The 4574-nt window shown below is 71.7% G+C and carries 5 protein-coding genes; 2 read left to right on the top strand and 3 right to left on the bottom strand.

The genetic code is table 11. The features are described 5' to 3' along the window. Window positions 1-308 precede the first annotated feature (308 nt). Window positions 309-1277 (top strand): NAD-dependent epimerase/dehydratase family protein, encoded by a 969-nt coding sequence (locus Q0R63_RS00430; protein WP_295692377.1) that lies wholly within the window; start codon window positions 309-311, stop codon window positions 1275-1277. Window positions 1278-1298: 21 nt separating this feature from the next. On the opposite strand, the gene Q0R63_RS00425 is transcribed toward Q0R63_RS00430, so the two are convergent. The 3 genes from Q0R63_RS00425 to Q0R63_RS00415 form a co-directional block, all read right to left on the bottom strand. Further along, complete coding sequence (locus tag Q0R63_RS00425; RefSeq protein ID WP_295692374.1) at window positions 1299-1739, bottom strand: hypothetical protein; 441 nt, start codon at window positions 1737-1739, stop codon at window positions 1299-1301. A gap of 181 nt (window positions 1740-1920) precedes the next feature. After that, entirely contained in the window at window positions 1921-2493 is a 573-nt protein-coding gene (locus Q0R63_RS00420) for an NADAR family protein (RefSeq protein WP_295692371.1), read from the bottom strand. Window positions 2494-2544: 51 nt separating this feature from the next. Further along, window positions 2545-3714 (bottom strand): LOG family protein, encoded by a 1170-nt coding sequence (locus Q0R63_RS00415; RefSeq protein WP_295692367.1) that lies wholly within the window; start codon window positions 3712-3714, stop codon window positions 2545-2547. Between the two features lie 102 nt (window positions 3715-3816). Between Q0R63_RS00415 and Q0R63_RS00410 the strand changes: the two genes are divergently transcribed. Further along, the coding region (locus Q0R63_RS00410) for an AMP-binding protein (protein WP_295692364.1) at window positions 3817-4574 on the top strand (758 nt) is incomplete at its 3' end.

Below are 4574 nucleotides of genomic sequence, written 5' to 3'. Positions count from 1 at the left end.
CCCAGCCAACGAACCCGGCGCACCCGGCATACCGCCGTCCGGGCCGCGGCCACCCGACGCAGACGCGTCGTGACCGGCGCCTGCTTCCTCGGGTGGGTTCGTGTCCATGCACCAACCCTAGGACCGACCACCGACAGCCCTTCGCGACCAGCGCGAGTCCACGAAGTACCGGATCCCGTTGTCCACATGGGGTATTCGCCACCCAAAGTTGTCCACAGCCAACGAACCCAGGGTTGACAACCAGCCCCCGACGTGGCCAGCCCAGGGGCGGCGGAGGGCCCGCGCCCTTCGGCCACTAGCGTCGATGTATGCGCGTCGTCGTCATCGGTGGCACGGGCCACATCGGTACCCATCTCGTCCCCGAGCTCGTCACCCTGGGGCACGACGTCGTCGTCCTCAGCCGTGGCGCACGGGAGCCCTACCGGCCGCACGGAGCCTGGGCCTGGGTCGAGCGCCGGACCGTCGACCGGGAGGCCGGCGAGGCGGACGGCACCTTCCCGGCACTGGTCGCCGACCTCGAGGCCGACGTCGTCGTCGACCTCACCTGCTTCACTGTCGACAGCGGGGCAGCCCTCGCCGACGCGCTCGACGGCAGGGTGGGTCACCTCCTCCACTGCGGCACGATCTGGGTGCACGGCCCGAGCGCCGAGGTTCCGACGCGCGAAGACGCCCCGCGCCGCCCGTTCGGCGACTACGGCATCGCCAAGGCGGCCATCGAGGCCCACCTGCTGCGACGATCGCACACCGGCGGACTGCCCACGACGGTCATCCACCCGGGTCACATCTGCGGGCCGGGGTGGGTCCCGATCAACCCGGCCGGGCACCTCGACCTTGCCGTCTTCCAGGACCTCGCGGACGGTCGCCGAGTGACCCTGCCCGGCCTCGGGATGGAGACCCTCCAGCACGTCCACGCCGCCGACGTCGCGGGCGTCTTCCTCGCCGCGATCGCCAACTGGTCCGTCGCGGTCGGCGAGAGCTTTCACGCCGTGGCCTCGACGGCGATGACCCTCCGCGGCTATGCGGAGGCGGTGGCGACGTGGTTCGGGAGCGAGGCCGACCTCGCCTTCCTGCCGTGGGACGAGTGGGCCCGCACGGTCACAGCAGACGAGGCGCGCACGACCCGTGACCACATCGAGCACAGCCCCCACTGCTCGATGGAGAAGGCGGAGCGGCTGCTCGGCTTCCACCCTCGCTACTCCGCCTGGCAGACCGTGGTCTCGGCGCTCGAAGCGTTGGTGGACGACGGTCGGTTGACGCGCCCCGACGCCAGGGGGTGACTGCGTGGGTGGAGCGGGTGGTCAGAGCTGAGCGAACGATTTCAGCTGCATCATGGTGAGCACCTGCGTCCGCAGCGCCGGGCACTGCTTGGCCGTGGCGTCGTCCAGGGCCATGCCGTCGGGCGTGAGGCCGTGGCTCGTGAAGAAGGTGTACAGGCCGCCGGCCAGGTTGGCTTGGACCCCGGCCGGCGTGCCGATGGCCGTGAGCGCCGGGATCTGGCTCTGGAGATACGCACAGGCCTCGGCGGAGGGATAGGCGCCGGCCGAGGTGGCCGCGACATCCGACGGGCTGGGTGACACGGGTATGCCGGTCGCCGCGGTCGCCGCGGACGGCGTGGAGGGCGCCGAAGCCGTCGAAGAGGCCGGCGCGGGCGAGGTGGGGGCAGGAGCAGAGGTGGAGGAGCAGGCGGAGAGGCACAGCAGTGCCATCACCAGGGCGGGTGCTGCGGTCCATCGGGTCACGGTCGGTCCTCAGGTTCTCGTCGTGGCGAGTCCGCTCGGTCGCGGACGCGCGGATCCTGGCGGGCCAGCGCCGGCCCAACCCACACGGGCCCAGAATCCAGAGGGGAGAGCACTTTCCCAGCCCCGTGATACGTGGTGGCACCTTATCGACAGGACTGCCTGACGCGCGGTCTCGCGAGCGTCACGTTTCCGTCAGGGCTTCCCCGGATGCGCTACGGGTCGCGCGGAGGTGGGCGCGGACGTCCATCAGGGCGAAGCCGAGCAGGTTCAGCCCGGGCCACGAGCGGGGGTCGGTTGCCCGGTCGTCGTCGGCGGCGAAGCCGATGCCCCAGATCCGGTCGACCGGGCTGGTCTCGACGAGGACCTGGTCACCCGTGCCGAGGAGGAACCGGGCCAGCTCGGGGTGCTGGTCGAACTTCGCGAGGTTGCCGGCCACCACTGCGGCATAACGGTGCTCGCTCCAGAGGCCACTGTCGAACCCGGTCACCTCCCGGCCATAGGCCTTGGCCTGCTCGGGGTCGGTGGCCCCGAGGATCCGGTCCGCAGCAGCGACGTCGGCAAAGAGCACGGCCTTGCGCCACATCATGTAGTGCTCGGACGTGGCGAACCGCTGCCCCTCGGTCTCGAACTCCGAGGGCCACCACTGGCTGAGGCAGCCCGGACCGGCCATGCCGTCCGGCTCGGCCTGATGTCCCGAGAAGCAGAGGTAGTCCACGGGACGGCCGGAGTCGACAACGCTCCTCAGCTCGGTCACGGATGACGGGTGCACGCCAGGCATGGAGCCAGCCTCGCAGTGCATCGCTCCTCACGCACCACTGATGATCGCGACGGCCTCCGCGACGTTGTCGACGACGTGGACGGCTGCGCCCATCGCGTTCCCCACCCCCAGCCCGGCCAGCAGCGCGGCCACCGGGAGGGTCTCCGTCCACTGCTCGCGGCCGACGAGCACGAGCGGGGGCAGGGGAGCGTCCGGCGCCGAGTAGTAGAGGCGGGTCGCCAGCTGGAACACCTCCTGGACGGTCCCAGCAGCCCCGGGCAGCACGACGACGCCGGCGTTGCAGCGGGCCAGCAGGCCGTCCTCGCGGATGGCGTTGGAGAAGTACTTCGCGATCCCCTCGGCGAAGACGTTGGGCGGCTCGTGCCCGTAGAACCACGTGGGGATGCCGAGCGACCTCGGCTGCGGTGACGGCTCGAGAGCCCCGGGTCGCAGCCGCGGTCCCGGTATGCCGCGTTGAGGCTCCGCCTGCCCCCCACCGGCCGCCGTGAAGTCGTCGAGCACCGCGAACGCCGCGCGGGCCCAGTCGCCGACGTCGGGCCGGAACGACCTGACCGAGCCCAGTCGCCCGAGCGCGTCGATGAGCGTCGCCTCCGATGGTGCCACCGCGCCGAGGTTCGTCGCCTCCATCGCCCCGGGACCGCCCCCGGTCGCGACCAGCAGCCCCGCAGAAGCGAGTTCGCGCCCGAGGCGCGCCGCGACGGCATACTCCTCGGAGCCGCGCTCGGCCGCATGCCCCCCCATGACGCCGACCACTCGCCGCCCGACCACCCACTCGTCGAGGGCGTCCGTGATGGAGTCGTCGTGGATCGCGCGCAGCAGCGTGGCGTAGGCGTCGTGCGCCTCGCGTGCGTCCCGGGACCACGAATAGGCCAGGGAGTCGGGCGTGCCGGCGTAGCCCCGGGGTCCGTCGAGCCCGGCATACAGCTCGGCACCCGTGTAGAGGTGGGCCCGGAAGACGTCGACCGGCGCGTCGGGATCGGTGGGGAAGATCATCGCGCCGCGTGAGCGGAGGTGGTCGGCGAGGGCCGGCGGCACGGTGCCACCGAGGATGACCAGCCCCCTCACGTCCGCGGCATAGGTCGCGCTGACCAGGGCCGCCGCGACCTCGGTGAGGTCGAGGTCCTGCAGCCGCAGACCGGTCAGTGGGCGGCCGCGGTCGAGCCAGTCGGAGAGAGCGGCGACGTCATGGATCTCCACTGCGGCATGGTGTCACGCGCGGTGGCCGACCCACCGTCCCGGACCGGTCCTGGTGACCTATGCCTCTATCCAGCCGCGTGCGGCGTGCGGCAGAGTCACAGGATGAGCACCCCCCTGGGCGACGGCGCCTACGCCAGCAGCTACGCACTCAGCATCGACGACCCCCAGGCGTTCTGGACGGAGGCCGCCCGGGGCATCGACTGGATCACCCCACCGACGCAGGTGCTCGACGACAGCAACCCGCCGTTCTACCGGTGGTTCCCCGGCGCCACCCTCAATACCTGCTTCAACGCCCTCGACCGTCACGTCGCGGCCGGACGCGGCGAGCAGGTCGCCATCCACTACGACTCGCCCGTCACCGACACGAAGCGATCCATCACGTATGCCGCGCTGCTGGCCGACGTGCGCCGGCTCGCCGGAGCGCTGGTGGGCGCCGGTGTGACCAAGGGCGATCGGGTCGTCATCTACATGCCGATGGTCCCCGAGGCGATCATCGGGATGCTCGCCTGCGCGCGGATCGGCGCCGTTCACTCCGTCGTCTTCGGCGGCTTCGCGCCGGCGGAGCTGGCTGCCCGGATCGACGACGCCCAGCCCAAGGTGATTCTCTCGGCCTCGTGCGGGGTCGAGCCCTCACGGGTCGTCGAGTACAAGCCCTTCCTCGACGCGGCCATCGCGCGCTCGAGCCACACGCCGGACGTCGTCGTCGTCCTCCAGCGCGAGCAGGCGGTCGCCCCGCTCGGGCCGCGTGACGTCGACTGGCAGGACTTCGTCAGCGGCCCCGCCGCCGAGGCCGGCGCCGACTACGTCGAGGTCGCGGCGACCGACCAGCTCTACATCCTCTACACCTCGGGCACGACCGG

The sequence above is a fragment of the Lapillicoccus sp. genome, from assembly GCF_025353065.1.
Classification (GTDB): domain Bacteria; phylum Actinomycetota; class Actinomycetes; order Actinomycetales; family Dermatophilaceae; genus Lapillicoccus.
The sequence above is the reverse complement of the archived record's forward strand: the minus strand, read 5'-3'. Positions and strand labels throughout refer to the sequence as shown.

Coding starts and splice junctions, on each gene's coding strand:
- Q0R63_RS00430 (WP_295692377.1), top strand. CDS start 309: ATGCGCGTCGTCGTCATCGGTGGCACGGGCCACATCGGTACCCATCTC.